This is a genomic window from Rhizobium binxianense, assembly GCF_028994275.1.
GTDB classification, from domain to species: domain Bacteria; phylum Pseudomonadota; class Alphaproteobacteria; order Rhizobiales; family Rhizobiaceae; genus Rhizobium; species Rhizobium binxianense.
In genome coordinates this window covers 640796-666977 of record NZ_CP118713.1, presented here as the reverse complement: position 1 = coordinate 666977, position 26182 = coordinate 640796, and the positions used below count along the sequence as shown (strand labels likewise).

The 26182-nt window shown below is 62.6% G+C and carries 27 protein-coding genes and 1 pseudogene; 16 read left to right on the top strand and 12 right to left on the bottom strand.

Annotated features, from left to right (window positions below):
- The first annotated feature begins 4 nt into the window (after window positions 1-4).
- On the top strand, window positions 5-370 hold the full coding sequence (locus tag PO860_RS03220; RefSeq protein WP_275038124.1) for a nuclear transport factor 2 family protein: 366 nt from the start codon (window positions 5-7) through the stop codon (window positions 368-370).
- A gap of 111 nt (window positions 371-481) precedes the next feature.
- Here the strand turns inward: PO860_RS03220 and PO860_RS03215 are convergent, their stop codons facing one another.
- From PO860_RS03215 to PO860_RS03205, 3 genes are all read right to left on the bottom strand, one after another.
- Window positions 482-1636: a site-specific DNA-methyltransferase gene (locus PO860_RS03215; protein WP_273880386.1), complete on the bottom strand. Its 1155-nt coding sequence runs from the start codon at window positions 1634-1636 to the stop codon at window positions 482-484.
- Window positions 1637-1758: 122 nt separating this feature from the next.
- Window positions 1759-2109 carry an antibiotic biosynthesis monooxygenase family protein gene (locus PO860_RS03210; protein ID WP_273883396.1) on the bottom strand — a complete coding sequence of 117 codons (351 nt, stop codon included), beginning with the start codon at window positions 2107-2109 and terminating at the stop codon, window positions 1759-1761.
- Window positions 2106-2435, bottom strand: coding sequence for an NIPSNAP family protein (locus tag PO860_RS03205; protein ID WP_017993201.1), 330 nt, complete (start codon window positions 2433-2435; stop codon window positions 2106-2108). The genes PO860_RS03210 and PO860_RS03205 overlap by 4 nt, the downstream gene beginning before the upstream one ends.
- Before the next feature lie 72 nt (window positions 2436-2507).
- Between PO860_RS03205 and PO860_RS03200 the strand changes: the two genes are divergently transcribed.
- Both PO860_RS03200 and PO860_RS03195 read left to right on the top strand, forming a co-directional pair.
- Complete coding sequence (locus PO860_RS03200; RefSeq protein WP_275038123.1) at window positions 2508-3194, top strand: ArsR/SmtB family transcription factor; 687 nt, start codon at window positions 2508-2510, stop codon at window positions 3192-3194.
- Between the two features lie 268 nt (window positions 3195-3462).
- On the top strand, window positions 3463-5295 hold the full coding sequence (locus tag PO860_RS03195) for a HAMP domain-containing methyl-accepting chemotaxis protein (protein ID WP_272783091.1): 1833 nt from the start codon (window positions 3463-3465) through the stop codon (window positions 5293-5295).
- A gap of 92 nt (window positions 5296-5387) precedes the next feature.
- Here the strand turns inward: PO860_RS03195 and PO860_RS03190 are convergent, their stop codons facing one another.
- Window positions 5388-6287, bottom strand: a complete 900-nt coding sequence (locus PO860_RS03190) for a LysR family transcriptional regulator (RefSeq protein ID WP_272783090.1) — start codon at window positions 6285-6287, stop codon at window positions 5388-5390.
- A 119-nt stretch (window positions 6288-6406) separates the two neighbouring features.
- Here PO860_RS03190 and PO860_RS03185 point away from each other — a divergent pair, with 119 nt between their 5' ends.
- Together PO860_RS03185 and PO860_RS03180 are read left to right on the top strand one after the other, a co-directional pair.
- Entirely contained in the window at window positions 6407-7795 is a 1389-nt protein-coding gene (locus PO860_RS03185) for an MFS transporter (protein WP_273883400.1), read from the top strand.
- A gap of 169 nt (window positions 7796-7964) precedes the next feature.
- Entirely contained in the window at window positions 7965-8654 is a 690-nt protein-coding gene (locus PO860_RS03180) for an HAD family hydrolase (RefSeq protein ID WP_272783088.1), read from the top strand.
- 50 nt (window positions 8655-8704) lie between these two features.
- Here PO860_RS03180 and PO860_RS03175 read toward each other — a convergent pair whose 3' ends face one another.
- Window positions 8705-9274 carry a TetR/AcrR family transcriptional regulator gene (locus PO860_RS03175; protein WP_275038122.1) on the bottom strand — a complete coding sequence of 190 codons (570 nt, stop codon included), beginning with the start codon at window positions 9272-9274 and terminating at the stop codon, window positions 8705-8707.
- A gap of 116 nt (window positions 9275-9390) precedes the next feature.
- Window positions 9391-10227 (bottom strand): enoyl-CoA hydratase/isomerase family protein, encoded by an 837-nt coding sequence (locus PO860_RS03170; RefSeq protein ID WP_275038121.1) that lies wholly within the window; start codon window positions 10225-10227, stop codon window positions 9391-9393.
- Window positions 10228-10305: 78 nt separating this feature from the next.
- Here PO860_RS03170 and PO860_RS03165 point away from each other — a divergent pair, with 78 nt between their 5' ends.
- Window positions 10306-10482 (top strand): hypothetical protein, encoded by a 177-nt coding sequence (locus tag PO860_RS03165; protein ID WP_183605960.1) that lies wholly within the window; start codon window positions 10306-10308, stop codon window positions 10480-10482.
- Window positions 10483-10664: 182 nt separating this feature from the next.
- Here the strand turns inward: PO860_RS03165 and PO860_RS03160 are convergent, their stop codons facing one another.
- Entirely contained in the window at window positions 10665-11312 is a 648-nt protein-coding gene (locus PO860_RS03160) for a hypothetical protein (RefSeq protein WP_272783085.1), read from the bottom strand.
- A 263-nt stretch (window positions 11313-11575) separates the two neighbouring features.
- Between PO860_RS03160 and thrC the strand changes: the two genes are divergently transcribed.
- Genes thrC through PO860_RS03140 form a run of 4 tightly spaced genes read left to right on the top strand, consistent with a single transcriptional unit; the run spans window position 11576 to window position 17856 of the window.
- A complete protein-coding gene (gene thrC, locus PO860_RS03155; protein WP_183605958.1) occupies window positions 11576-13000 on the top strand; it encodes a threonine synthase in 1425 nt (474 codons plus the stop codon).
- Window positions 13001-13003: 3 nt separating this feature from the next.
- Window positions 13004-14302, top strand: a complete 1299-nt coding sequence (locus PO860_RS03150; protein ID WP_275038120.1) for a M16 family metallopeptidase — start codon at window positions 13004-13006, stop codon at window positions 14300-14302.
- A gap of 30 nt (window positions 14303-14332) precedes the next feature.
- Window positions 14333-14947, top strand: a complete 615-nt coding sequence (locus tag PO860_RS03145; protein WP_273880380.1) for a GNAT family N-acetyltransferase — start codon at window positions 14333-14335, stop codon at window positions 14945-14947.
- Window positions 14944-17856 (top strand): sensor domain-containing phosphodiesterase, encoded by a 2913-nt coding sequence (locus PO860_RS03140; RefSeq protein ID WP_183605955.1) that lies wholly within the window; start codon window positions 14944-14946, stop codon window positions 17854-17856. Before PO860_RS03145 ends, PO860_RS03140 begins: the two co-directional genes overlap by 4 nt.
- A 14-nt stretch (window positions 17857-17870) precedes the next feature.
- On the opposite strand, the gene PO860_RS03135 is transcribed toward PO860_RS03140, so the two are convergent.
- The gene (locus PO860_RS03135) at window positions 17871-18356 is read right to left on the bottom strand and encodes an Lrp/AsnC family transcriptional regulator (protein WP_097619337.1); all 486 of its coding nucleotides are present in this window, start codon (window positions 18354-18356) and stop codon (window positions 17871-17873) included.
- A gap of 105 nt (window positions 18357-18461) precedes the next feature.
- On the opposite strand from PO860_RS03135, the gene PO860_RS03130 reads away from it, so the two are divergent.
- The 6 genes and pseudogenes from PO860_RS03130 to PO860_RS03105 all read left to right on the top strand — a co-directional run bounded on the left by PO860_RS03130 (window position 18462) and on the right by PO860_RS03105 (window position 23168).
- The gene (locus PO860_RS03130; RefSeq protein ID WP_273880378.1) at window positions 18462-19673 is read left to right on the top strand and encodes a diaminopropionate ammonia-lyase; all 1212 of its coding nucleotides are present in this window, start codon (window positions 18462-18464) and stop codon (window positions 19671-19673) included.
- 92 nt (window positions 19674-19765) lie between these two features.
- Window positions 19766-19948: pseudogene (locus PO860_RS03125) on the top strand (M20/M25/M40 family metallo-hydrolase); the annotation flags it as partial.
- Window positions 19945-21105, top strand: coding sequence for a M20 aminoacylase family protein (locus tag PO860_RS03120; protein WP_275038119.1), 1161 nt, complete (start codon window positions 19945-19947; stop codon window positions 21103-21105). The pseudogene PO860_RS03125 and the gene PO860_RS03120, both read left to right, overlap by 4 nt.
- Before the next feature lie 119 nt (window positions 21106-21224).
- A complete protein-coding gene (locus PO860_RS03115) occupies window positions 21225-21650 on the top strand; it encodes a hypothetical protein (RefSeq protein WP_273883405.1) in 426 nt (141 codons plus the stop codon).
- Window positions 21651-21773: 123 nt separating this feature from the next.
- Entirely contained in the window at window positions 21774-22082 is a 309-nt protein-coding gene (locus tag PO860_RS03110; protein WP_183605951.1) for a Dabb family protein, read from the top strand.
- A 381-nt stretch (window positions 22083-22463) separates the two neighbouring features.
- On the top strand, window positions 22464-23168 hold the full coding sequence (locus PO860_RS03105) for a substrate-binding domain-containing protein (RefSeq protein ID WP_275038354.1): 705 nt from the start codon (window positions 22464-22466) through the stop codon (window positions 23166-23168).
- Window positions 23169-23206: 38 nt separating this feature from the next.
- Here the strand turns inward: PO860_RS03105 and PO860_RS03100 are convergent, their stop codons facing one another.
- From PO860_RS03100 to PO860_RS03085, 4 genes are read right to left on the bottom strand one after another with little or no spacing between them, the layout of a single operon-like run.
- The gene (locus tag PO860_RS03100) at window positions 23207-24106 is read right to left on the bottom strand and encodes a metal ABC transporter solute-binding protein, Zn/Mn family (RefSeq protein WP_275038118.1); all 900 of its coding nucleotides are present in this window, start codon (window positions 24104-24106) and stop codon (window positions 23207-23209) included.
- Window positions 24107-24122: 16 nt separating this feature from the next.
- Window positions 24123-24995 (bottom strand): metal ABC transporter permease, encoded by an 873-nt coding sequence (locus tag PO860_RS03095; RefSeq protein ID WP_275038117.1) that lies wholly within the window; start codon window positions 24993-24995, stop codon window positions 24123-24125.
- The gene (locus PO860_RS03090; RefSeq protein WP_273883408.1) at window positions 24992-25741 is read right to left on the bottom strand and encodes a metal ABC transporter ATP-binding protein; all 750 of its coding nucleotides are present in this window, start codon (window positions 25739-25741) and stop codon (window positions 24992-24994) included. Before PO860_RS03090 ends, PO860_RS03095 begins: the two co-directional genes overlap by 4 nt.
- Window positions 25738-25866: a hypothetical protein gene (locus PO860_RS03085; RefSeq protein ID WP_273880373.1), complete on the bottom strand. Its 129-nt coding sequence runs from the start codon at window positions 25864-25866 to the stop codon at window positions 25738-25740. The genes PO860_RS03090 and PO860_RS03085 overlap by 4 nt, the downstream gene beginning before the upstream one ends.
- Between the last annotated feature and the right edge of the window lie 316 nt (window positions 25867-26182).

The window sequence follows — 26182 nt, the reverse complement described above, 5'->3', positions numbered from 1 at the left end:
ACCCATGGCATTCGACCCCGCAGAAGAAATCGAACGTTTTCACGCCGCCATCAACGCCCTCGATTTTCCCGCGATCGAGGCTTATTTCGCCCAGAATGCCACCTATGTGTCGAACGGCGTCGGCAGTCTTGCCGGACGGACTGAGATCATGGCTGCCTTCCGGAAATACTTCGACGACTATCCCGACCAGACGGCGGAAAATTCGCTGGTGGAACGGCTGACGGCCCTTTCCGGCCGCGCGGTCTGGTCGCTTCGCGCCACCCACAGCCAGACCGGCAAGCCGCTGGTCCGCGAAGGCGAGGAGACGATCAGCTTCAACGAAGAAGGCCGCATCACGCGGGTCGAGGTCACCGATTACAAGAATTTCTGAAGCAGCACCTCAGAAATAGAGGACGCCCGGGATTCGACCCCGGGCGTCTTGGTCTTCTTCCGCAACTGGAGGAAACCGGAAGAAGGTATTTCGATCCGCCGAAGGTGGTGCTCACTCCACCTTTGCCAGATCACTGCGGATGACGGACCTGAGATCGTCGATCGGGCGCAGGGACTGCCCGTCTTCGAAATGCCAGAAGGTCCATCCGTTGCATGCATCGAGACCCTGCACCTTGGCGCCGAGACGATGAATAGAGCCGGCCTCGCCGCCGGAAGCGACGGTGCCGTCGGCGCGCACGATGGCGCTGTAGCGGCGCCTGGCGTCGGTCAGAACCTGGCCGGGCTTGATCAGGCCGCTTTCGACAAGCACGTTGAAGGCGACACGGACTTCGGCCTTCTTGCCGGTCATAACAGTCAGTTCCGCCTTGCCGAGCGGCTCGACGGCGGCGATGCGGGCCGAGGCCGCATCGATATAATCCTGTTCGCGCTCGATGCCGACGAAGTGGCGGCCGAGGCGCTTGGCGACGGCACCCGTCGTTCCCGAGCCGAAGAAGGGATCGAGGACGATATCGCCAGGCTTGGTCGAGGCCATGATGACGCGGGCCAGCAGCGCTTCCGGCTTCTGGGTCGGATGGACCTTCTTGCCGTCCTCGCCCTTCAGCCGCTCATTGCCGTTGCAGATCGGGAACAGCCAGTCCGAGCGCATCTGCACGTCGTCATTGGCCGCCTTCATCGCATCGTAATTGAAGGTATAGCCCTTGGCCTTGGCATTCGGGCTTGCCCAGATCATCGTCTCATGGGCGTTCTGGAAACGGCGGCCCTTGAAATTCGGCATCGGATTGGTCTTGCGCCAGATGATGTCGTTCAAGATCCAGAAATTCAGATCCTGCAGCGTGGCGCCGACGCGGAAGATATTGTGGTAGGAGCCGATCACCCAGATCGAGCCCGTCGGTTTCAGCACCCGCCGGCAGGCGAGCAGCCAGGCGCGGGTGAAGGCGTCATAGGCTTCGAAGGAGGCGAACTGATCCCATTCGTCGTCGACGGCATCGACCAGCGACTGGTCGGGGCGATGCAGCGTTCCGCCGAGCTGGAGATTATACGGCGGATCGGCAAAGATGACATCGACGGAGTGGCTGGGCAGAGCTTCAAGGGCGCTGACGCAATCGCCCTTGATGATCGTGTCAACCCAGGAGCCCGGCCTGGAATCCTGCCGGGAATCCGACTTGACGGAAGCCTTGAGGTCGGCAAGCGGAAAAACTGATGCCATTCTGATACTCACTCATACGCTCTACGCTTAACTGTCCGTTATGGTTACGCAACTTAGTTACCAAAGCCTGAAGCACTGGCCGATTTCGGGAATTAATTCCGCCGGCCGGCTGCCGCCGGCGATCAGGCGGCGTCGTGAACCCTACGGCTGTCATCCGGCGCCTCGTCGCGTTCGAACATGCCGTAATCGCGCACCACACTGGCGATGCGCAGGCGATAATCGGCGAAGATGCCGCCGCGTCCGGCCTGCTGGGCGGCCCGGTGAGCCTCGCGGTTGCGCCATTCCTTGACGGCCGCCTCGTCGCGGAAGAAGGAAAGCGACAAAAGCTTGCCGCGGTTCGTCAGGCTTTCGAACCGCTCGATCGAGATGAACCCGTCGATCTTTTCGAGCTCAGTTCGCAACTCGCCGGCGAGATCCAGATATTTGTGGCGTTCGCCCATATAGGGCACGACTTCGAAGATGACGGCGATCATGGCAGCACCAGCTTGGCGTGAGGGGCGGAGACATTTTTGAGGAAGATGCGATCCTCCTTGAGGATGAAGCCTTCGCGTCTGGCAAATTCGTAATTCTCGCGGCCGAGCGGGTCGGCTGCCAGCCTAGCGCGATAGGCTTCGTAGGCGGCGAGGCTCTCGATATTGTAGACGCCGTAAGCCGTCGTTGCCGATCCCTCGTGCGGGCCGTAGTAGCCGATCAGGTCGGCGCCATTCTTTGGAATCGCCTGGCCCCAGTTGCGGGCATATTCGGCAAACGCCTCCTTCTTGAAGGGGTCGATCTGATAGCGGATGAAGCAGGTGATCATGTCGTTTCTCCTTTGGCTGCCCACCCGTTTTCGCACATTGCCTGACGGCGATGCTTCGGTTACGATCGAACTATGAAGGAAGGTCCTGACATTGCCCAGATCGGCGCGCTGATCGGCGATCCCGCCCGCGCCAACATGCTGGCAGCACTCACCGGCGGCCGGGCGCTGACGGCGACCGAGCTTGCCGGCGTCGGCGGCATCACCGTGCAGACGGCGAGCACCCATCTCGCCAAGCTCGAAGCCGGCGGGTTGCTAACCCAGCGCAAGCAGGGGCGTCATCGATATTTCACCCTGGCCGACGAGGCCGTCGCCCGGCTGATCGAAAGCATGATGGGTTTCGCCGCCGGACGCGGCCATCTGCGCCATCAGCCGGGACCGAAGGAGCCGGCGCTGCGCAAGGCACGCATCTGCTACGATCATCTTGCCGGCGATTACGGCGTGCGCATGCTCGACAGCCTGATTGCCTCAGGCGCGATCGATGCGGTCGGAGACGGCCTGTCGCTGACCGAAAAGGGCGAAAGCGACCTCGAATGCATCGGCATCGATGTCGGCAGCCTCAGAACCTCGCGCCGCCCGCTCTGCCGCTCCTGCCTCGATTGGAGCGAAAGACGCGCCCACCTCGCCGGCAGCCTCGGCAAGGCCCTGCTCTCCAATTTCCTTGACAAGGGCTGGGCGCGGCGGACCACCGAGAGCCGCTCGATCATGTTTTCTCCGGAAGGCGACCGGCAGTTTTTAGGGCTTTTCCCGGTCGATGGGTAGGTTGCTCTTTGACGGCCACCCCGGAATACGACGTCTCTCCGGCCTCTCCTGAGGTGCCCACAGGGGCCTCGAAGGACGGGGCCGGCCACCGACGCTTCTTCACCCGGCGATATTGGCATGCAGGACGGGAACAGCCGGATGAAACCGCCGTTTGCATGAGCCAAACGCAACAACCTATTGTTTTAATTCGGCTTAGCGACGCCTCGCTGAGAAATCATTAAACATGTTTCGATACTCTCAAGTTCTACATTAACGTGAGAGCCCCGCTATGGCGTCGATCCAGCATAAGATTATCATTGCAAGCGTTGCGATTTTCGCCTTGGCGGGCGGCGCCACCGGCGTCGGCATCTGGTCTGCCTCCACCCTCTCGGCAAACAGCGCCGATGTCGCCCAGTCAGCGCAAATTCTGCGCAACCACATGCAGGCCGACATGATGCATGACGCACTGCGCTCCGACGTGCTGGCCTCGCTGCTGGCGTCCAACCCGGCAGCCGGCATCGACCCCGACGCGGTAAAGGCGGATCTGGCGGAGCACAAGGCATCGTTCCGGGAGATGATCGACGCCAACCGGGCGCTGGCCACTGACGAAAAGACCAAAGCGATCCTTGCCGGTATCGAACCTCCCCTCATTGCCTATGTCGAAAGCGCCACCAAGATTATCGATCTTGCCGGCCGGGATCCGGCGTCGGCATTGAAGGCCTTGCCCGAATTCATGGCGCAGTTTTCTGCGCTGGAAACGGGAATGGAACAGACCGGCGACCAGATCACTGCGACATCCGACGAGATTTCCAAGCGCAGCGCTGAGGTAAAGGCCTTGGTGGGCATGGCTCTGAAAGCAATTCTGGCCTTGGCTGCAATCTTCGCCATTGGCCTTTATTTCCTGACCCGCAAGAGCGTCACCAAACCCATCCTCGCCCTTTCCAACGATATGCAAAGGCTTGCCGGCGGCGACACGGCCATATCAAGCACCGCGATCGGCCGCACCGACGAAATCGGCGTAATGGCATCGGCTGTCGAAGTCTTCCGCCAGGCGGCGATTGCCAACAAGCAACTCCAACAAGACGCCGAGGCAGCGCGCCTGCAGGGCGAAGCCGAGCGTGTCACGGCCCGCAAACAGGCTGACGAGGATGCCGCCGAACGGCTGCGGGCAGCGACCTCAGGTCTTGCCGCCGGCTTGAAGCGGCTGGCGTCGGGCGATCTCGCCTTCCAGATCGAAGAGCCGTTCGCCCCCGATTTCGAGAGCCTGCGGCATGATTTCAACATGTCGATCCGCCAGCTTGACCAGACGCTGGGCGCTATCGCGGCTGCCATTACGGCGATCGATGAAGGCACCAGGGAAATCGCCTCGGGGGCCGGCGATCTGTCGAAACGCACCGAACAGCAGGCAGCCTCGCTCGAAGAAACTGCCGCAGCGCTCGATCAGATTACCGCCAATGTCTCGAATTCGAGCAAGCGCACCGACGAGGCGCGCGCGGAAGCCACCGATGCAAACCGCAACGCCGCCAAGTCTTCGGAGGTCGTATCGCATGCCGAAGAGGCCATGCGCCGCATCGAGGCGTCGTCGCAGCAGATCTCCAGCATTATCGGCGTGATCGACGAGATCGCCTTCCAGACCAATCTGCTGGCGCTCAATGCCGGCGTCGAAGCGGCGCGCGCCGGCGAGGCCGGCAAGGGCTTTGCGGTGGTGGCCCAGGAAGTCCGCGAGCTCGCCCAGCGATCGGCGAAGGCGGCGAAGGAAATCAAGGGCCACATCGAGAAATCGTCGGAGGAAGTGGAAAGCGGCGTCAAGCTGGTTCTCGACACCAGCCAGGTTCTGAGCGCAATCAGCGAACAGATTGCCCGCATCAACCAGCACATGGATGCCATCGCCGTCTCGGCACGGGAGCAGTCGACCGGCCTTGCCGAAGTCAATACCGCCGTCAATTCCATGGATCAGGTGACCCAGCAGAACGCCGCGATGGTCGAGCAATCGACTGCTGCATCCAGCCAGCTAGCGCAGGAAGCCGCCAAGCTGCGTGAACTCGTTTCCCGGTTCAAGCTTCGTGCGACGGCTTCAACGCAATCCGTAGCCGGCCGGCGGAGCGCGCAGTGGGCGGCCTGACGGCTTCGTTGCAAACCCACCGTGCCCTGAAGACGATCGGTCACTCATTCCAGTGAAACTGGGCGAAGCGCTTGTTTTGGCAGGGCGCTCACTCAGCTCATCGCGTGGAACGTCTCGAACATCAGCGCCCTCAGCCAGCGATGCGCGAGATCTGTATCCATGCGGGGGTGCCAGGCCTGGACGATGTTGAAACCCGGTACGGCGATGGGCAGGTCAAAGGTCCTGATCTCCCTTGTCGCGGCGGATTTGCAATAGGATTTTGGAATCGTGCCGATCAGATCGGAGGCCGCCGCAACGGCGATCACCGCCGGAAAGCTCGGCACGATCAGCCTGACATCCCGGTCGTGGCCGAGTTCGGCGAGCGCCCTGTCGATCGGACCGGCGAAATCCGCCTGCGTCGAAAACAGCACGTGGCCCCAGGCGGTATAGTGCTCGACCGTTATCCGATCTACATCGAAGATCGGATGCCCTGCCCTGGCGACACCGACGAACCGATCCTCGAAAAGCGTCTGGCAACGCAGCTCGCCGCTGTCGCGCGGCAGGACGCCGATATCGAGATCGATCGCCGCGTCCCGCAAAGCCTGAACGTCCTTGTCCGCTCTCGGCGCAAAACGAAGCCTTATTCCCGGCGCAGCCTTGGTCACGGCGGCGCTGAGGTCGGCGGCGTAGAGAAGCACGAAGGCCTCGTTGGCGCGGATCGTGAAGTCGCGCCGCACCTCCCGGATTTCCACGGTCGATGGCGGGCTCAGCACCGTTTTCACAGCGTCTTTCAACACATGCACATCTTCGGCAATCGCCAGGGCATGGGGCGTCGCGACCATGCCGCGCCCGGCCGGCACGAGGATCGGATCCCCGAGCGCCGTCCTCAAGCGGGACAGCGTCCGGCTCATGGCCGATGTGCTGAGGCCAAGACGGCGAGCGGCAGCCGATACGCTCTGCTCGCGCAGCAATGCGTCCAGCGCCACCAGGAGATTGAAATCGAGATCGGACATGGCGCAAGTCTAATCAGGCATGGCGCCAGACGCAACGGTCTATTGATTTCGTTGCGTCTGGCGCATGATCTCGGCGAGGGGTAATGAGTGGGCCATCGCACAAGCACCGAGGAATTCCCATGTCTCTCACCTACACCGCACCGATCGCTCAAGACGGCCTGGCGTCGCCTCGACGCTATCTGGCCGTTGCCCTCTTGCTTCTGGCCGTTGTTCTCGTCGTTCTCGACGGCGCAATCGCCAACGTCGCCTTGCCCTCGATCGCGCTTTCGCTGCACGCGCAAGCGGATAATACCGTCTGGGTCGTCTCGGCCTATCAGCTGGCCGTGCTCGTCGCCATTCTTCCCTGTGGGGCGCTCGGTGAAATCTACGGCGCGCGGCGGGTCTTCCTGATCGGCGTCGCGCTGTTCACCGCAGCTTCCGCGGCCTGCGCTCTGGCGGGTGACCTGCCCTTGCTGATCCTGGCCCGTTTCGCCCAGGGCCTCGGCGCCGGCGCGATCATGGCGCTGGCAATGATGAACCTGCGCCAGGCCTTGCCGCAGCACATGCTGGGTCCGATCATCGGCATCAACGCGATGATCATCGCCATTTCTTCGGCTGCCGGCCCGGGCATTGCCGGCGCCATCCTTTCCGTCACCAGCTGGCCCTGGCTGTTTGCGGTCAATATACCGCTTGGCATCATCGTTCTCTTCGGCGGCGGCCTGCTGGGGCACGTCGAGGGCGCGAAGCGGAAGCTGAATGCGAAGGCGCTGCTGGCCAATACGGCGATGTTCATCCTGTTCTTCTCAGGCGCCGACCGGATAGCGACCGCGCCGGTCAGCGGTACGGCCCTCATCGCGGCATCGCTCGCCTGCCTTTTCGGCCTGCTGCGCCTCGAACGGAAGAGTGACGTCCCGCTTGTCCCGACGGACCTCCTGGCGACGCCGGCATTTCGCGTGGCGGTGATCGCATCGATCTCCTGCTTCTGCGGCCAGATGCTGAGCACCATCGCACTCCCCTTCTACCTGCAACATACCCTGCACATGACACCGGTTCTGGCCGGGCTCTATATGATGGCCTGGCCGGCTGCGACCGCGATCATTGCGCCGGTCTCGGGACGTCTGGCAAACCGCGTCAAGACGGCATGGCTTTGCGCCATCGGCGGAGCGCTGATGGCGGTTGGCCTTCTGCTGGCCGGCCTCACCCCGCCCGATCCGAGCGGTATTCCATTTCTCGTCGGCACGGTGATCGCCGGCCTCGGTTTCGGGCTGTTCCAGACGCCGAACAACCGCATTCTCCTGCTCTCGGCACCGAAAGCCCGAAGCGGTGCGGCGGGCGCTATGCAAGGCACCGCGCGGCTGCTCGGCCAGACGCTCGGTGGGATCTCGATGTCGATCATTTTCGCAACATTGCCGTTGTCGACAGCACTCAACTTTGCAGTCGTCATATCAGGCGGCTGCGCTGCCATGGCAAGCATGGTCAGCCTGAGCCGGGCGCGCTACGAGGTGGCGGGGCCGCCCGGAGCGACCTGAACGAGCGTCGTCGCCGCCCGGGTGAAGCCGGGGGACCCGGAGCCGGTCGCTTGCCGCATCGCAGCCATGCTTGGGATCAGGTTGAGCTTTGGCCGGGCATCGTGTAAAGCCGCAGCATTCCCGGACAAGACCCAGGCTTTCGGCCCAGATTTCAGCAAGGCGTGAACATATGGACGGCTTCGACCTCATCATCTTCGACTGCGACGGCGTTCTGGTCGATTCGGAAATCATCGCCGCGGAAGTCGAATCCGCGCTGCTGACGGAGGCCGGATATCCGATCAGCGTCGAAGAAATGGGCGAACGCTTCGCCGGCATGACCTGGCGCAACATTCTGTTGCAGATCGAGCGTGAGGCGAGCATCCCGCTTTCGGCCTCGCTGCTCGACAAGTCGGAGAAGATGCTCGACCTCAGGCTGGCCAACGACGTCCAGCCCATTGCCGGCGTCGAATTCGCCGTCTCCAGGCTGCCGATGAAGCGCTGCATCTGCTCGAATTCGAGCAGCAAGCGGCTCGACATGATGCTGAGCAAGGTGGGGCTGAAGCCGCTGTTTGCGCCGAACATTTTCTCCGCCAAGGATCTCGGCCCCGACCGCGCCAAGCCGAAGCCCGATATCTTCCTGCACGGCGCAAGCCAGATGGGCGTGTCGCCCGATAGGGTTGTCGTGGTCGAGGATTCCGTGCACGGCGTGCATGCGGCTCGCGCCGCCGGCATGCGCGTCATCGGCTTCACCGGCGCCTCGCACAGCTATCCCGCCCATGCCGACAAATTGACCGATGCCGGCGCCGAAACGGCGATCTCCCGCATGAACGACCTGCCGGGCGTCGTCGCGGCATTGGCCGCCTGGGACAACGTTCTCTGAAGCGCCGCCAGCCCGCTCTGGTTTGAGCGTATGGCTGCCCGCACGCTAATCTAGAGCTCCTTGAGTGCCGTCGCGGTCTCGGAGAGGATTTCGTCGGACAGGCCCCCTTCGCCGATTGCTCGTGCCATGGCAAGGGCACCAACCAGTGCGCTGAGTACCAAGCAGGCGCGACGTCGATCACCAGCGGCGTCCGTACCCGGCGTCAACCCGGCCAGAAGCTCGAGATACTGCTCGACCTGGCGTCCGTAGGCCGAGCGGATTCGATCATCCGCGCGCGAAATGTCCTCGGCCAACCCGGCCACTGCGCATCCGGCCTCAGGGCGGGCGCGGTGGGCTGGGCTGAGGTAGTCGTCGACGATCGCTTCGAGCGCCCGTCTGCCACCCTGACCGGACGCAGCCACTGTCCGGGCACTTCCCTGAGCCAAGGCGCGTTCCACCGCGGCGCCGACCAGTTCATCTCGGGACTCGAAATGACGGTAGAAGCCGCCGTGCGTCAGGCCGGCTTCCCGCATCAGCTCCGCTACTCCGACACCGTTTATACCACTGCCGCGCATTCGAGCCGCAGCGATGTCGACGATTCGATCGTGGCTTGCCGCCTTGTCAGCTTTCGAACTACCCATGAATGGACCTCCTGCCCCGATGCGACACCAGTTATATCCTAACGAGTTTGGTAACAATCCAGTCGAGGCGAACGAATCCCAAGGCTGCGGCCCACTCCAGGGGGCCGCTGTTGGTATCATTGGGTTTCGGTGCTGAGATTGCCGAGGTGATAACTCATGCGCGCCTCGAAGTCAGAACCCACTTCATCGCGCTTTTGCGCTATCCGGGCTCCCCGCTCAGGGACCGTCGGCCAAGAGAACGCGTTGAGGAAAGCGTCCTGCGTCTCCATCAGGTCCTCAGCGGACGGCAGGGTTTTGCGGTTGATCAGCCGCTTGGCCTCGGCGAGCGCAGGCTTGTCGAACGACGCGATGCGCCGGGCGAGGTTGTCGACGTGGGCGTCGAGTTCATCATCGGGGAGTGCGCGGTTCACCCACCCGTAGTGCGCTGCCGTTGCTGCGTCGAAATCGTCGCTGCCGAGGACGATTTCGAGCGCCCTGGCCCGTCCGACGAGGAGTGGCAGGCGCTCGGTCGCGCCACCGCCTGGGAACACGCCTGCCCCGACTTCGATCTGAGCGAAGATTGCTCGCTCCAGGCTGGCAAAACGCATGTCACATGCCAGAGCAATTTCAGAACCGCCGCCGCGCGTACGACCCCGAATCGACGCGATGGTTACGACCGGGGAGGTGGTCAACCGTGTCGTGGCATCGATGAACGTCGGCAGACCAGTCGGCCCCGGCGTCAGGGGAAAATCGGCAACCCGGGAGACGTCGTAGTGATTGACGAAGAAGTCCGGGTCAGCACTATCGAACACGACCACCCGCAACGTGTCATTGGACTCGATGAGACCGGCGATCTGCTGCAGCTGGATAAGGGTCTCCGGATCGCAAAAGTTCAGCGGCGGATTGTTGAAGGTCACCCGCCAGTATCCCGGCGCTGCCTCGTTGATCGTGAACTGGGTCAGTGGACCACTCATCCGAAAAATTCCTTCGTTCTAGGGCGCTGAGCACCGGAAGTGTCGGGTGCGCAGACCAACTGATTGACAACAAAGAGGATGACAATCATCATCCTCAACGTCAAGATGACAGTCATCATCCTCATTGTCAACGACGCGACCGCCGAGACCATCGGGCAACCGCTACAGGCGGCTGGGGAAGCGGAGCCGCTCAGAAAAATCGGCGTCTCGATGGCGTCGATCGAATCGTCGGCGGGGACATCGCCGCCGCCATGATCTGGTTACGCTGAATGTCGATCCCGACTAGCCCTCTCCCCGCAAACGGGGAGAGGGGGCGTGCCCTGTGAGAGCGAGAGGGGAACGGAGAGGGCGCGGCATGTCCCTTCGCCCCGTTTACGGGGAGAAGGTGGCGGCAGCCGGATAAGGGGCCGCTATCGGATGCAGTTTCCGGGACAGCCCTAGCTGCTCTTCTTGGTCTTCGCCGGCTGGGTGTCGAAGCCGACATTGACGCGCACCAGGGCGCCGGCGCCGGCCGGCATCTTGATGCCGTCCTTGCGGAAGATCACCTGCGTGCCCGGCGCGCCTGCCGGGATCGCGGTCGCGAATTTGGTGACCTCGGAATAGAGCACGGTTTCGCCGTCGAGGATGGTGACGCGGATCGGCAGCGTCACCGGGCCTGGCGCACCGGCCGGGCCGGTGATCAGGCGCAGCTGGGCGACGACCGTCATCGTCAGGTTCGTGTCGTTCAGCGTGCACTGGCGGGTGTAATCGCCGAAGGAGGCCTGGAAGACGATCTGCTGCGGATCGTCCTTCTTGCCCTTGGCATAGGTACGGAAGATCGCATCCTGATCACGCATGAAGATCTGCGGGCAGGCGCCCTGGACGACGGGGGCGACGGTGCCTTGCGCCGTCGTGGCGGTGCCGATCGACGGATTGTTCGAGGAGGGGTTGGCGGGTGCCAGCGGCATGATCTGGGCGGTGCCGTTCGGCTGGGCCGGCGATGCAGACGACTTGCTGTCGCCGCCTATGCCGAGCGAGTTACAACTAGCGAGCAGGGCAAGAACAGATGCGGAGACGATGAGACGCGAGACCTTGCCGAGCACCATATTCCATCCCTTGTACAAGCGTTTCTTGGAGGCCCTATGTCTTTTTCACGAGGCCTTTCATGACGGTTTGCGATGGTCTATATCAGCGGCGCAAACAAAAATCGATTGGGTAAGCACCGTTTTGATGCACTTTTCGCCGCCGGATGCGGGCAACTTCAACAGGATACCCGCGATGGCGTGCCTGCAGGGCAGCCACTCTCCAACTTTCGGCAGAGCGAGCCACGGCTGCGCCCGGCCGGGTTTCTTCCAGCGATAGATCAAGGATGACGAACGTGGACTATATCTCGACCCGCGGCGAGGCCCCTGCCCTCGGCTTTTGCGACGCCCTGCTGACCGGGCTGGCGCGCGATGGCGGGCTCTACGTTCCCCGGGAATGGCCGAGCTTTTCCAAGAAGCAAATCCGGGCGCTGCGCGGCAAGAGCTATCAGGAGGTCGCCTTCACCATCCTGTCGCCCTTCACCAATGGCGAGATCCCCGACCACACCTTCCGGGCGATGATCGACGAGGCCTACGGCACCTTCCGCCATCCGGCGATCGCGCCGCTCGTCCAGACCGGTCCGAACAGCTTCGTCATGGAGCTGTTCCACGGCACGACGCTCGCCTTCAAGGACGTGGCGATGCAGCTGCTCGCCCGGCTGATGGATTATGCGCTGGAGAAGCGCGGCGAGCGGGCAACGATCGTCGGCGCCACCTCGGGCGATACCGGCGGGGCTGCGATCGACGCCTTCGCCGGCCGCGAGCGCACCGACATCTTCATCCTGTTCCCGCATGGCAAGGTCTCGCCGGTGCAGCAGCGGCAGATGACGACCTCGCCGTCATCAAATGTGCATGCGCTTGCGGTCGAGGGCAATTTCGACGATTGCCAGAACCTGGTGAAGGCGATGTTCAACGACGTGGCCTTCCGCGACAAGGTTCGTCTGTCGGGGGTCAACTCGATCAACTGGGCGCGCATCATGGCCCAGATCGTCTATTATTTCACGGCAGCGGTGGCGCTCGGCGGGCCGGACCGGAAGATCTCGTTCACGGTGCCGACAGGCAATTTCGGCGATATCTTTGCCGGCTACTGCGCCAAGCGCATGGGCCTGCCGATCGACCGGCTTGTCATCGCCACCAACGAAAACGACATTCTGGCGCGGACGCTGAAGACCGGCCGCTACGACATGAAGGCCGTCAAGGCGACGACTTCGCCGTCTATGGACATCCAGATCTCGTCGAACTTCGAACGGCTGCTGTTCGAAGCCTATGGGCGCGACGCCTCCAAGGTGCGCGCCGCGATGGAAAGCCTCAAGCAATCCAACGGTTTCGAGATCGGCGCGCAAGCGCTGAAGGCGATCCGCCGCGATTTCCGCGCCGGCCGCGCCAGCGAGAGCCAGGTGGCCGAGACGATCCGCAAGACCCATGCCGAGACCGGTTATCTGCTTGATCCGCATTCGGCGATCGGCGTCTTCGTCGCCAACAAGAAAGAAAAGCCGAATACGCCGATGGTGACGCTTTCGACCGCGCATCCGGCGAAATTCCCGGTTGCCGTAAAATCGGCCAGCGGTATTGACCCGGCGCTTCCGACGTGGCTTGCTGAACTGATGCACAGGGAGGAGCGCTTCCAGATCATCGAACCGGAGCTGAAAGCCGTGGAAACCTTTATCGGCAAACATGCCCGCGGCGAGACGACGGCAGGCGCAGAAAGATAGCCAATGACAGTTGAGTGCACCCGGCTGAAATCCGGGCTGACAGTAGTTACAGAGACCATGCCGCACCTTGAAAGCGTTGCGCTCGGAGTCTGGATCAAATCGGGATCGCGTAACGAGACGGAAGACGAGCACGGCGTCGCCCACCTGCTCGAGCACATGGCCTTCAAGGGCACGGCGCGCCGCTCGGCCCGCCAGATCGCCGAGGAAATCGAGGATGTCGGCGGCGAAGTCAACGCCGCCACCTCGACCGAGACGACCTCCTATTACGCCCGCGTCCTCAAGGACCACGTACCGCTTGCCGTCGACATCCTCGCCGACATCCTGACGGAATCGGCCTTCGAGGAGGAGGAGCTGGAGCGTGAGAAGCAGGTGATCCTGCAGGAAATCAACGCTGCCAACGACACGCCCGACGACGTGGTGTTCGACCGGTTCTCCGAGGTCGCCTATCGCGACCAGACGCTCGGCCGGGCAATCCTCGGCACGCCGGAGACCGTCGTCTCCTTCACGCCGCGGCAGATCCGCGGCTATCTCGGCCGCAACTACACGACCGACCGCATGTTCGTGGTCGCCACCGGCGCCGTCGAGCACGAAGAATTCGTCCGCATGGTCGAGGAGCGTTTCGCCAGTCTGCCGACGTCGCCTTCCGCCCCGCCGGTCATGGAAGCGGCGCGTTATATCGGCGGCAGCGTGCGTGAACCGCGCGACCTGATGGACGCGCAGATCCTGCTCGGCTTCGAGGGCAAACCTTACCACGCCCGCGATTTCTACTGTTCGCAGATCCTCGCCAATATCCTCGGCGGCGGCATGTCCTCCAGGCTGTTCCAGGAGGTGCGCGAGTTCCGCGGTCTCTGCTATTCCGTCTATGCCTTCCACTGGGGCTTTTCCGACACCGGCATCTTCGGCATTCATGCCGCGACCGGCGGCGAAAACCTGCCGGAACTGGTGCCCGTCATCATCGACGAGCTGCACAAATCAGCCGATCAGATCCACCAGAAGGAAATCGAGCGCGCCCGCGCCCAGATCCGCGCCCAGCTGCTGATGGGCCAGGAAAGCCCGGCGTCGCGCGCCGGCCAGATCGCCAGGCAGATGATGCTTTACGGCCGGCCGATCTCCAATCCGGAGATGATGGAACGGCTGGAAGGCATCACCATCGAGCGGCTGACCGATCTGGCCGGCCGGCTGTTCTACGATACGGTGCCGACGCTTTCGGCGATCGGGCCGCTGGAACAGCTCGCACCGATGGAAGACATCACCGCTTCGCTTTCGGTCCCGGCACCGAAGACGATGCAGGCCGGCCGCTGAGCCGGCGTTCGTCCTTGCCGGGAGTGATCGATGCCAAAATCGGTGTTTCGGTTTCTGTCGCGGCAGCCGGAAGCGGTGGAGCTGGAGAACGACAGATATCTCTTGCGCCTGCCGCGCTACCAGGATTTCAACCAGTGGCACCGGCTGCGCGCCGAAAGCCGCAAGTTCCTCGAACCCTGGGAGCCGACCTGGCGGCGCGACGAGCTGACGGAGGGCGCCTACCGCGCCCGCGTCATCCGCGGCAAGCAGGAATATGCTTCGGGCCAGGCGATCCCGCTGTTCATTTTCCTCAAAGACGATATGACGCTCGTCGGCGGCATCACCATCGGTTATATCAGGCGGGGTGCGGCACAAAGCTGCATGATCGGCTACTGGATGGGCGAACGCCATGCCGGCCAGGGGCATATGTTCGCCGCTCTGCAAATGGTTATTCCTTACATCTTCACCGGGCTTGAGTTGCACCGTATCGAAGCAGCCTGTATTCCAGATAACGCGCGCAGCATCCGTCTGCTTGAAAAGGCCGGGTTTCAGCAGGAGGGCTATCTGCGCGGATACTTGAAGATCAACGGTCAGTGGCATGACCATGTGATGTTTTCACGTCTCGCCACCGATACGGATAAAGGCAGGAAAACCGACAGCCGATGACCAGAGACCGCATGCTGCCCAAGTCACCGTCCGGACGAGTGATCGCGGTGATCGCAGCCCTTTTCCTGGCAGCCTTCGCCTTGATGGCGGGCGCTGCCCAGGCGGCCGAACCGGTGAAGATTTCCCGCGACGATACCGCGCTCGATCTGACGGCGACCACCGAAATCTACGTCAACCAGGGCGAGGCCTTCCAGGTTTCGACGGCCGCGGGCGCCGACGGCATCCGCCGCCGCATCGAGGTCAGGGCAAGCTCGGAGAACCACCAGGGCGACTGGGCGGTGTTTGCGCTCGCCAATGTTTCGGAGGAACAGCTCGAGCGCGTCATCGTCGCGCCGCATTTCCGTCTGGTCAATTCCAAGCTGTTCTGGCCGGATCTCGGCTCGCAGCGCATCAGCGCCATCACGCCCAGCGAAGGTTTCGCGCTCGACCGGCAGCCGAGCGACGAGGCCGACGTCTTCCGCATCACGCTGAACCCCGGCGCCGTCATCACCTTCGTCGCCGAGCTGTCGACGCCGGAGTTGCCGCAGATCTATCTCTGGGAACCGAACGCCTACAAGGACACGATCAACGCCTTCACGCTCTATCGCGGCATCGTGCTCGGCATTGCCGGCCTGCTGGCGGTGTTCCTGACCATCCTCTTCGTCGTCAAGGGCACGTCGATGCTGCCGGCAACCGCAGCCCTTGCCTGGGCGGTACTCGGTTATATCTGCGTCGATTTCGGTTTCCTCGGCAAGCTGATCAGCGTCGCCTCGGCCGACCAGCGAATATGGCGCGCCTGCGCCGAAGTGGCGCTGGCCTCCAGTTTCGTCATCTTTCTCTTCACCTATCTCAACCTCAACCGCTGGCATGCGCATCTCGGTTACGCCACGCTTGCCTGGGTGCTCGGCCTTGCCCTGCTGTTCGGTGTGGCGATCTACGATCCGTCGATTGCCGCCGGCATCGCCAGGCTGTCCTTCGCGCTGACGGCGGCGACCGGCCTGCTTTTGATCATCTATCTCGGCTTCAACCGCTATGACCGCGCCATCCTGCTGGTGCCGGCCTGGGCGCTGACGCTGGTCTGGCTGTTCGGGGCGTGGCTGACGGTCACCGGCCGGCTCGACAACGACATCATCCAGCCGGCCCTCGGCGGCGGCCTGGTGCTGATCGTGCTCCTGATCGGCTTCACCGTCATGCAGCACGCCTTTGCCGGCGGCGCTTTCCAGCAGGGGCTGTTTTCCGATCTCGAACGGCAATCCCTAGCGCTGACCGGATCCGGCGACATGGTGTGGGACTGGGATGTGGCGCGCGACCGCGTCGTCACAATTCCCGACGTCTCTGTCAAGCTCGGCCTATCGCCAGGCGCCATGCACGGCGCGGCCCGCAACTGGCTGCCGCGGCTGCACCCTGATGATCGCGACCGCTTCCGCGCCACCCTCGACGTGCTGCTCGAACATCGCCGCGGGCGGCTGAACCACGAGTTCCGCATCCGTGCCGAGGACGGCCATTTCCATTGGCTGCTGATCCGTGCCCGGCCGGTGCTCGGCTCGAACGGCGAGATCATCCGCTGCGTCGGCACGATCGTCGACGTGACCGAGCAGAAGAATTCCGTCGAGCGGCTGCTGCACGATGCGCTGCATGACAATCTGACCGGCCTGCCGAACCGCCAGGTCTTCCTCGACCGGCTGCAGTCGGTGCTGGCGCTGGCGCCGGGCGGCGACACGCTCAGGCCGACGGTGATGGTGATCGACATTGACCGCTACAAGCTGGTCAATGATGCGCTCGGGGTCGCTGCCGGCGACAATATTCTCATCGCGCTGACGCGGCGGCTCCGCCGGCTGTTGAAGCCGCAGGACACGCTGGCGCGGCTTGCGGGCGACCAGTTCGGCCTGATCCTGGTGTCCGAGCACAATCCGGCCAAGGTTGCCGATTTTGCCGATGCGATCAGCAAAGCGATCATGGTGCCGATCAACTTCGCCAATCGCGAGATCATCCTGACGGCCTCGGTCGGGCTTGCCTCCTGGGTCGACCGGCAGGAAAGCGCCACCGGCCTGCTCAGCGACGCCGAGCTTGCCATGTACCGGGCCAAACGGGCCGGCGGCAACCGCGTCGAGCCGTTCCAGCCGGCCTTCCGCGACTTCGGCACCGACCGGCTGCAGCTGGAAACCGATCTGCGCCGCGCCATCGAGCGCAAGGAATTGTCGATGGTCTACCAGCCGATCGCAAGGCTTGAAGATGTCGAGGTCGCCGGTTTCGAGGCGTTGATGCGCTGGGAACATCCCAAACGCGGCAATATCCAGCCATCCGAATTCATTCCGATCGCCGAAGCCTCCGATCTCATTGGTCCGCTCGGCATGTTTGCGCTGGAACAGGCGACCAACGATCTGATGAGCTGGCAGAACCAGACGGGCGAACTGCCGATCTTCGTCTCGATCAATCTGTCGAGCGTGCAACTGCTCAACAACGAACTCTATGACGATGTGCGTTCGGTTCTCGCCAAGACGCATTGCCAGCCATCGCGCCTCAAGCTCGAACTGACGGAATCCATGGTGATGGAAAATCCGGAACAGGCCCGCCTCGTCTTACAGAAGCTGAAGGAAGCCGGCATCGGCCTGGCGCTCGACGATTTCGGCACCGGCTATTCGTCGCTCGCCTATCTCACCCGCTTCCCCTTCGACATGATCAAGCTCGACAAGGCGCTTGTGCGCGACGGCAGCGACAAGAAGGCGACCGTGCTCCGTTCGGTGATATCGATGGCGCGCGAGCTTGAGATGACGGTGGTGGCGGAGGGGATCGAATCCAACGAAGATGCGATCGAACTCGCCAAGATGGGCTGCAGCTACGGACAGAGCTATCTCTTCGGGCCGCCAATCCCTTCGGAATCGGTGCTGCGGCTGCTTCGGGAGCGCTTTCCGCTGACGAAGCGCGCCTGACCGGGCGATCGGCCTCAGCGCTCGACGGGAACGCTCAAGCCGACCTTCACCCGATCCATCGCGACGAATGTCCGAAAGCGCTTGACGTTGTTATTGCCGAAAAACAGCCGCCGCGTCAGAGCCTCGTAGTCGGCCATTGCCGGGACGACGATGACCAAAACGAAATCCGCCTCGCCGGTGACGTAGTAGCATTGCTGGATTTCAGGCGCGGCCGCGAACTGGCTTTTGGCCTCTTCGATCTGTTTTGACGTTTCGCTGATAACCTCCACCTCCACGAAGATGGTGATCGATTGCCCAAGCGCTGCGGGGTCGAGAACCGCGACGTTCGCCTGGATGACCCCCTCCTCTGCCATCCGTTTGATCCGGCGTTGGACGGCCGGCGCAGACAGGCCGACTGCTTCGCCGATGGTCCGCTGCGGCGTGCTATTGTCCCTTTGCAGGATCGCCAGGATTTTGCGGTCAAAAGCATCCAGCTGCGGAAATTTTCCCGGTCGGCTCAAAATGAAGGCTCCAACGAAACAAACTTGCAAAAATACCCGCGAAATACAGCGCCTTTTTCACGTCGGCTGCAATATGTTTCAAAGGACAACGCAAGTGAGGCGCCCATGTTTCTGCTGAACAGCTCTTCCGACTATCGTCAGCCGCTTGACCCACGCGACGCCGAAATCCTCGGCCTGGATGCCGCAAACGCCGTCGAGCGCCACCTGACCTTCCGGGAAAACCATGCGGAAACGCCGCTCGTCGCTCTGCCGGCGCTGGCCGCCGAAATCGGTGTCGCCTCGATCCACATGAAGGACGAAGGCCACCGCCTCGGCCTCGGGAGCTTCAAGGCGCTTGGCGGCGCCTATGCCGTGATCCGGCTCGTCCTCGATGAAGCGGCGCACAGGCTCGGCCGCGCAATCGATATCTCGGAATTGCATTCTTCGACTGTCCGCAAAATCGCCGAGACGATGACGGTGGCCTGCGCCACCGACGGCAATCACGGCCGCTCGGTGGCGCAGGGTGCGCAGCTGGTGGGAGCACGGGCGGTGATCTCAGTGCATTCCGGTGTCAGCGACGAACGTGTCGCCGCCATCGCTCGCTTCGGCGCGGATATGATCCGTGTCGACGGGACCTATGATGATTCCGTTCGGGAGGCCGCGCGCATTGCCGAAGAAAAAGGCTGGACGATCGTGTCGGACACCTCATGGCCCGGCTATGAGCGCATTCCCGGGCTGGTGATGCAGGGTTACACCGCCCTTGTCCGGGAAGCCCTGAGGGCAATGCCGCAGCCGCCGACCCATGTCTTCATTCAGGCAGGTGTCGGCGGGATCGCCGCAGCTGTCGCAGGCCACATGGCCATCGCCTTCGGCGACAAACGCCCGACCTTCATCGTCGTCGATCCCGCCCGCGCCGCCTGCCTGTTCGAAACGGCTCGGGCGGGACATTTGGTGACCGTTGCCCACGGCGAGCCGACTATCATGGCGATGCTCGAATGCTACGAACCTTCCCTCGTCGCCTGGCGTATTCTCTCCCGGGTCGCCGACGCATTCATGACGGTGGATGAAGACGACGCGATCGCAGTGATGAAGCGGCTTGCCGATCCCGCTGGAAACGACCCCGCGATCGTCGCCGGCGAAAGCGGCGGAGTGGGTCTTGCCGGGCTGATCGGCGCCATCGGCGATCCGGCGATCCGGCAAGCACTGTCTCTCGACGGGCATTCCCGCATCTTCCTGGTGAACACCGAAGGCGCGACCGACCCCGGCAAATATGAAGAGATCGTCGGGCTGTCACCAGCCGCGGTCGCCGCGAAACACAAGACCGGAGCTTCAGAATGAGCCATCGTTCGAGCGATTCTTCCCGGCTGCTCGGACGGATCGCAGAACTCGGCGAGATCGGCTGCGATGCGGACGGCAGGCTCGTCCGGTTGGGGGACGGTCATGACGCCCAGATGATCGCCGGTATCGCGCCGAGCGCGATCATCTTCGTGCCCAGCCGCGGCGGCATCAGTCACAATCCGAAGGAGTTCACGGCCGACACGGAGCTTGTCGCGGGGGCGAATATCCTCCTCGACGTCGTTTGCGGACTTGCAACAGGGGAACTGCCGAAATGAGCGTGGACTACCAGATGCTGGAACAGGAAATGACCACCTGGAGGCGGGACCTTCACAGCCATCCCGAGTTCGGCTTCGAGGAGCAGCGGACGGCGGCTTTCGTCGCGCAAAAGCTGCGGGAGTTCGGGCTCGACGAGGTTGTCGAAGGTGTTGGAGGCACAGGGGTTGTCGGAACCCTGAGGCGCGGCGGCGGCAACCGCTCCATCGCGCTGCGCGCCGACATGGATGCCCTTCGGATCACCGAACAGGGAGAGAAGTCCTATCGGTCGCAGAGCGCCGGTGTGATGCATGCCTGCGGCCATGACGGCCATACGGCGATGCTGCTTGGCGCCGCCAGGATCCTGTCGGAAGACGGCGATTTCGACGGCACTGTCCGGTTCATTTTTCAGCCTGCCGAGGAGTGGGGCAAAGGTGCGTTGGCGATGCTCGCCGATGGTCTGATGACGCGCTTTCCATTCGACGAAATCTACGGCCTGCACAACATGCCAGGTCTTCCGGTCGGCGTTTTCCAGACCCGCGTCGGCGCGATCATGTCGGCGGAAGACAATTTCGAGATAGTGCTCAAGGGCGTCGGCGGACACGCCGCGCGTCCGCACTGGGGCAACGAAGTCCTGGTCGCCGCCTGCATAGTGGTGACGAACCTCCAGACGATCGTTTCCCGAAGGCTCGATCCGACGGATATCGGCGTCGTCTCCGTGACGGAACTGCTGACCGACGGCACCCGCAACGCTCTGCCCGGACTGGCGCGCATTCTGGGCGATGCCCGCAGCTTCCGCCCCGAGGTCAGCGCGGAGATCGAGAAGCAGATGCGCCGCATCGCGGAGGGCACCGCACTCGCCCATAATGTCTCGGCCGAGGTGAACTATACGAGAGAATTCGTTCCCCTTCTCAATGATGCCGCCCTGGTCGAGGAAGCATTTGCCGCAGCCCGAAGCGTCTTTGCGTCCGAGAACATCAAGGTCCGGCGCGAGCCGATGACCGGATCGGAAGACTTCGCGCGCTTCCTCGAACATGTCCCCGGCTGCTTCGTCTTCCTGGGCAATGGCGAAGACTCAGCGCCGCTTCACAATCCGAACTACGATTTCAACGACGACGGACTCCTCCATGGCGCCAAATTCCACGCAAGCATCGTCCGTAGACGCCTGAACGCAAGCTGAGATCGCATTTTTCACCGGTACGCCAGCGTCTGTCCGGCGCGCGCCCTGCCCTTTCATGGATGGCCATTGACCAACGGCTTGCGATGTGCGCCTCTCATTGCTTGCACAAGGAAAATCCCATGCTCAAGTTTCTGCTCACCCTCTCGTTGGGTGTTTTTTGCGTCTCACCGCTTCAGGCCGGCGATATCACTCCCGTTACCAAGAGCTGCCAGCCGGGGGCAAAACAGGCGCAATGCGAGCGATGGGTCACGGATATCAAGAAAGCCGTCGAGCTGGCCTATAAAGGCGACCACGGGGCGCAGGTGACCGTTGCCTTCTGCCTGTCCACCGGTTGCCATGGTGCTGTCGCCATCGACAAGGTCGCCTCCTGCAGCTGGCATCTGGTCATCGCCAATTCCGGTTCGACGACCGTGCTCGACAGTTCCAACACCAGGAACACCTGCAGACCGATGACAGCGGCCGAGAAGGACGAAGCCCGCGCGCTGGCAAGCGATCTCGTCCAGAAGATCTACAAGCGGCCCCTGGTCAAGACCGACCAGATGTAATCTGCCCGGGCCTCGGCTTGCGGCGCAACGCTTGCGTGAAAATAAATCTCATTGCCCTCCCGGCTTTCGCCGCTATTCTCCACCCAAAGAAAATCGGGCCACAGAAAATCGGGAGGACCACGGATGATCCTGCACTGCGTATTCCTGCGGCTGAAGACCGCGGTGACGACCGAGGACAAGGAGTCGCTGTTTGCGGCGATCGTCGCCCTGAAACAGGTCATTCCCGGCATATTGGATATCAAATACGGACCGAATGTTTCGCCCGAGGGCCTGGATGGCGGCTTCGTCGACGGTTTTGCCGTGACCTTCGAAAGCGCCGCGGCACGCGATGCCTATCTCATCCATCCCGAACATGTGATCGTCGGCGAGCGCATCGCCTCGTCGACGGATGGAGGCCTCGCCGGCATCCTGGTCTTCGACCTCAATCTTTAGAGCAGTCCAGTTCCTGGAAGCGCAGTACCGTTCCCAAGCTTTTGTTTGAAGGCCTGCCCTTTCGTTTGGGCGGCGAAATTAGAGCAATTCCAGGAAAAGTGCGAAACGGTTTTCCGTCCGGAGTTGCGTTAAAACAAAAAGTTAGAGATTGCCAGAACCTTCACGCGCCGTTTCAATTGCGGTCTTCGGCTTTATCCTGCCTTGAGCAGACTCATCCATCCCGAGCATGTGATCATGGGCGAGCGCATCGCCTCGTCGACGGATGCGGCCTTGCCGGCATGCTGGTCTTCGACCTCAACCTCTGAGAATGGCCGGCAGTTGCCGAATGCAGGCTGGAGCCGTATCGTAGCGGACATCGTTTCACCGACCTCGGGTTGGGCCATGACTCAGGAAATCCGGCTTTTTGGCGCGATCGCGGTTCGACCCGCCGTCCTTGCCCTCCTTCCCCGGTTCGAAACCGCCACGGGATTGACGGTTGCGGTCAAGTGGGAGGTCAATCCGACAGTAAAGAAGCAGATTGAGGCCGGGGAAGCGTTTGACCTCGTCATCATCAATCCGCCCATGGTTCGGGATCTGACCGCCTTGGGAAAGGTCATGGGCGGGAGTGAGGTCGCGTTCGGCAGAATAGGGATGGGCGTGGCGGCCAAGGCGGGCAGTCGACCGCTCGACATCGGGTCGGTAGAAGCATTCGCAGATGCCTTGAAGAGCGCGGCATCAATTGCCTACGCCAGTGACGGAACCAGCGGTGGCTACTTCTTGGGCTTGCTGGATCGCCTGGGAATAGCCGATGAGGTGAAGCCCAAGCTCGTGGCCATAGCGGGAGGGCAGACGGCGCTGGCGGTAGGCCGTGGGGAAGCCGAGTTGGCAGTCGTTCCCGTGACTTCGATTCTCGCCGCGGCTCCCGAGGTCGTGCTTGTCGGTCAGTTTCCGGCAGAACTCCAAAGTTATATCGACTTCGCCATGGGCATCAGCGTCGATTCAACGGTCGCGGAAGCTGCGAAACGGCTGTCGGAGTTTTTGGCTTCCCCTGCCGTTGACGATATCCTGAAGGTCAAGGGTGTCGAGCGCCGTCGAGAGAGTGCTTGATAAGCGACGATCGGCGCACGACCCACAGTCCTCGATTGTCAGCTCGATTTCGCCATGGCGGCGGCGAGCTGGTCGACATTGTATTTGAACATCTTCTCGTAGGTCGGCGCCGGCCCCTTGGCGTCGGACAGGGACTCGACATAAAGCTCGCCGCCGGGCTCGGCACCGGTTGCCTTGGCGACCTGCTTGACCAGGCGCGGATCGTTGGAATTCTCGAAGAAATAGGCCTTCACATGCTCGCTCTTGATCTGTTCGATCAGCTTGGCGACGTCGGCGGCCGATGCCTCGCTTTCCGTGGACAGACCGAGTGGGGCGAGGAAGCTGACATTATATTCGCGGCCGAAATAACCGAAGGCATCGTGGCTGGTCAGCACCTTGCGACGATCGTCGGCCACCTTGTCGAATTTCGCATGGGCGTAGGCGTTCAGCGCGTCCAGCGTCTTCGTGTAGTTCTCGGCATTGGCCCTGAAGGCGGCAGCGTCCGCGGGATCGGCCGATGACAGCGCCTTTTCGATATTGGCGACCCAGACCTTGACGTTGACGGGGCTGTTCCAGACATGCGGATCGGTGATTTTTTCGCCGTCCTCTTCCATGGTGCGGGTGTTGATGCCTTCGGAAACGGTGACCGGCTTGCCCTTATAGCCCGAGGCGGTGATCAGCCGGTCCATCCAGCCTTCCAGCCCCTCGCCGCTGACGAAGGTAAGCTGCGCCGCGTTCAAATTCTTCGCATCAGCCGGCGACGGCTCGAATTCATGGGGATCGCCGTTCGGCCCGACGAGGCTCGTCACCTTCACATGCTCGCCGCCGACCTGTTTGACGACATCGGCAAGCACGGTGAAGGACGCAACAACCTTCAGCGTTTCGGCCGAGGCGGGCATGGCCGACAGCGCCATCAAGGCGGGGATGGCTGCGGAGAGAAGCAGTCTGTGCGGGTTCATCGAAGTCTCCTTGGGATCAGCCCTTCAAATGCGGGCGGGGAAAGAAGCGCCGGGCTAAGCCGGAGGGCGCGAAAAGAATAGAAAAGCCGTAGAGGATCGCCGCCGTCATGATGATCGTCGGGCCGGAGGCGAGTTCGAGATGGTAGGAGGCGATCAGGCCGAGATAGCCGGAGGCGGCGGCACTGGCAGCCGCAATCGCCATCATCACCGCCAGGCTGCGCGACCAGAGCTGGGCGATGGCGGCCGGCAGCATCATCAGTCCGACCGCCATCAGCGTGCCGAGCGCCTGGAAGCAGGCGACGAGGTTCAGCACCACCAGCAGCAGGAAGAGCACGTGATAGACAGGGCCGCGCCCGCCGACGGCGCGCAGGAAGCCCGGATCGAAACATTCCGCCACCAGCGGGCGGTAGATGAAGGCGAGGGTGACAAGGGTCAGCGAGGTGATCGCGCCGATCAGATAAAGCGCCGATGCATCGATCGCCAGGATGGTGCCGAAGAGTACATGGAGGAGATCGATATTCGAGCCGCGCAGCGAGACGATCAACACGCCGAGCGCCAGCGATGCGAGGTAGAAGCTGGCAAAGCTCGCATCCTCCTGCAGCACGGTCATCCGGCTGACGGCGCCGGATAGCAGCGCCACCGACAGGCCGGCGATCAGACCGCCGAGGCCCATCGCCGTCAGCGACAGCGATCCGGCGACCAGGTAACCGATCGCCGCCCCCGGCAGTACGGCATGGCTCATGGCGTCGCCCATCAGGCTCATGCGCCGCAGCATCAGGAAAACGCCGATCGGTCCGGAGCCGAGCCCGAGGCAAAGGCAGGCGACAAGCGCGCGGCGCATGAAACCGAAATCGGCAAAGGGTGCCAAGAAGAGATCATAGGCCGTCATGCCGCCGGCGCCTGTTCAGGTTCGCAGGCCTCGGCATCCTCATCCCAGCGCTCGGCCATGGCGCGCGCCTTCATCAGATTGGCCGATGACATGACCTCTGCGGTCGGGCCCCATCCCACAAGCTCGCGGGCAAGCAGCAGGGTCTCGGGGAAATGCGTGCGGACGAGGTCGAAATCATGCAGCACTGTGATAACAGTGCGGCCCTCGCCATGCCAGCGGGCGACGATATCGATGAGATCCTTGGTGGTGCGGGCATCGATCGCGGTAAACGGCTCGTCGAGCAGGATGATGCCGGCATCCTGCAGCAGCAGCCTGGCAAAGAGCACACGCTGGAACTGGCCGGCCGAGAGCGACCCGACATGGCGCTTGCCGAAGCCTTCGAGCCCGACGGCGGCAAGCGCCTCGCCTGCCCTTTTCACCTCACCGGGCGCGATGCGGCCGAAAGCGCCCGTCTTCTTCCAGGCGCCGAGCATGACGGTGTCGATCACCGAGATCGGAAAGCGCCGATCGATCTCGGCCGCCTGCGGGAGATAACCGAATTCCGCCCGCCCCAACCGATGCTCGACCCTGCCTTCGGCCGGGCGAAGCTCACCCATGATCGCCTTCAGCAGCGTCGACTTGCCCGCCCCGTTCGGCCCGGCAATGGCCGTCAGGCTACCGGAGGCAAAGGCGCCGGAGACATGATGGACGGCGGGGTGCCTGTGATAGGCGACGGTCAAATTCTCAAGACGGATCAGCGGCGTCATGGCAAGAGAACCGCCCAGTAGATCGCCAGCCACAGGAGCGCAATGACCAGCGCGATGCCGATCACCCTAGATAAAGCCGACTGTCCCAGCAGGCTGACGGAGGGGCGGTCGTGGCTTGGTAGCATGGCTGATCCTACAATGTAATAACATTACGGTTATGTTATAACGATTGCGGCAAGATTGAGGCGAGGATTGAAGCTCCCACACAATTGAAAGAGGCGACCGAACGGCCGCCTTTCAGGTGTCGCGATGTCTGTTATGAGGTTTTGGACGATGTGAGGCTGGAACCCTCGGCCAGCCCCTCTCCACCTTCCGGCACCTTCTCCCCGCTTGCGGGGTTCCCGTCCACCTTGGGACAACTCCTCCCCACAAGGGGGAGGCCTAGCTATGGCACCCGCCTCGCAAACAAAGAGGCCAACGCACAGTCGTTCAATGGCACGC